Annotated in this window: 2 protein-coding genes; both read right to left on the bottom strand. The window is 45.4% G+C overall.

Features of this window, described 5'->3' with window-relative positions; translation table 11 throughout:
• On the bottom strand, positions 1–430 hold a 430-nt coding region (locus tag AAC083_RS18900), incomplete at its 3' end, for a hypothetical protein (protein WP_219927916.1).
• A partial coding sequence (locus AAC083_RS18895; protein WP_219927915.1) for a glycoside hydrolase family 19 protein occupies positions 430–2262 on the bottom strand: 1833 nt, incomplete at its 5' end. The genes AAC083_RS18895 and AAC083_RS18900, both read right to left, overlap by 1 nt.

Here is a 2262-nt window from a genome sequence, read left to right as displayed (position 1 = left end):
AAGCTATACTGTTAGCTCCATTAGGATTTACAATATCTCCACCAGAACCAAAATAAGATGTTAATTTATCATCCTTAGTCAACTTCCCATTAACATAAGAAAACACGATAACATTAAAATAATTAGACCAGTTCATTCCTGTGTCTGAGTCTATTTGGGATTGTTGAATGACAAAATATCGGCTCTTTAATTTACCTGTGTTTAAGTAGAAGGCATCCTGCACTTTTCCCTTAGAAGATAAATAAGGAAGGTAATCAACAAAATATTTTGCCCCGTTATTTTCATCAAAGAATGTCGCGATAACAGTATCGCCGACAGCCTCATCAACCTTGTCTACGAAAAATAGTTTCCCCTCATTGCCTTGAATTGATATCTCTGACTGTGCAGCACAAGTAAACGACAATAAAAAAAGAAAGAATAAAGCTGGCATCAATTACACTCCCCAAATAATCTAACATGAAGCTCTCTTGCTTCCGCTGTAAATTCAACCCGTTCCTCAAGACCTTTTAGGCCAGGGTTTATAATCTTAGTAATCTTCTTTACTTTATCTAGATGATTTACGTTACTATCTGCGATAGAACCTAAATTGTTTGAACTCCAAAACCAAAACCCAGACAATACTATGGATGACATATCACTTTCAACTAACTCTGGGTTAGAGTATATATTTAAACCTGTCGCCAGAGCACACAATCTATAGTTTTCCGCATGAGTTAAATGCAACAAGCCACGTCCGCGATAATCTTTCCCTGGAAACTCATTGCTCCCAAAAGCATGCTCTCCATAACCAGCATCATTATTCAATAGATGGCGTCTTATATAATCCATCTTCTCATCTCTGGATAAACTCAAACCTTTTCGTGCGAAACCATTATTGATGGCAGTTGGAGCCATAGAGTATAAATATTCTGCAGTGTAACTTCTATAAACTAAAGACTCCCTGAACGCAGTGAATCGTTTCGTTTCATGTTTTCCTTGTCCCAGTAAATTTATTACTTGCTCACAAGAACTAATGCCATAGCTAATTGCACTCTCATTCCATCTGGCAATAAAATCATGAAGGCGAGAATCTGAAACAGATGATGGAGTAAATGTTCGCATAAACTCAAAAGATAGTGATATGTCTTTTTGACATTTATGGCATTTATGGCATTTAATGGAGGTCAAAACAACAGGGGATAATAACCCCATCATCCCCACAGGATGAATAAACCAAGGCTTGGTATCACCCAAGATCGCGCTGGCATCTTCCATCCACGCCATATTGTTGTGTACCTGCATCGCATATTCATAGAGCTTCGGCTGGTCAGCCAACTCCTGCTTGAGACGCGGCCAATCGCCTGGCTTTACCCATTCGCTTTTATGCTTGATAAACAACATGCGCAACTTGCCCGCCAATTCCTCATCGGCCAGCGCGGCCTTGATATCGTTGCCGCTCAGGGTGCCATCGTTGTCTCTATCTGTCACCAGCTTGTCATAGAGGGTGCTGAAAAATTCGCTCGCCTCTTTCTGTGGGGACTCTTCGCTATCCGTAGCAGTATCAGCCTTGTCTAAAAAGCCATCTTCATCACTGCTGCCATCGACCAGCTTGACGCCCAGCTTGTGCCAGTCATGCTGGCTGACCACTTCGACACCATCGGCCAGCAATACAAACTCGCCCGCCAGCTCCCCGTCAGCGGCAGTCCGTTCACGCACCTTCACAAAGTTGTTGGCACCGTGACTGACTTTATCGGACTCTTTCACGGCCAACGGTAAGACCTGTGGCCCAAATTTGGCAACATCGTGAAAACCATGCTGGCTATCGCTGGTAAGACGATAGGTGGTGACCTCTTGGTTCAATAGCAGGTAGCCTTGGCCACCGCTTACCCGCGCCTTGTTATTGATACAATCTTCAAGCGCCTGCTTATCGCTGTCTGCAACAAACACCTCAAAGTGCACGGCTTTACTGTCGGCGTCTTTCACTAAGCCACTTGCACCGGCTTTGGCTATTTGATGTTCACCCCAGTGACCGATGACCTCTCCGGCCTGTACCGCTATCGGGTTCTCGCTGCGGTCTACGACCGGCGCAGCCTCTTCAAACTGGACGGGTAGGCTAGGCTCGGCGGCAAGTCCCGTCCCCATCTTGCTTGTCGCCAGCCAGCCAATGGCCCCTTTGCTGGCATTGGCCATCACCTGATTGGCGCTGTCTTTGACGGTGCCGCTGCCCGCTTTAAACACCTGCACTTTACGAAACTCGGTCGAACCGCCGCCGAGGGCCACCAT

The organism is Aeromonas sp. HMWF014, assembly GCF_963878295.1.
Classification (GTDB): domain Bacteria; phylum Pseudomonadota; class Gammaproteobacteria; order Enterobacterales; family Aeromonadaceae; genus Aeromonas; species Aeromonas popoffii.
Note: the sequence above shows the minus strand (reverse complement) of the source record. Positions and strands in the feature narration are given on the sequence as shown.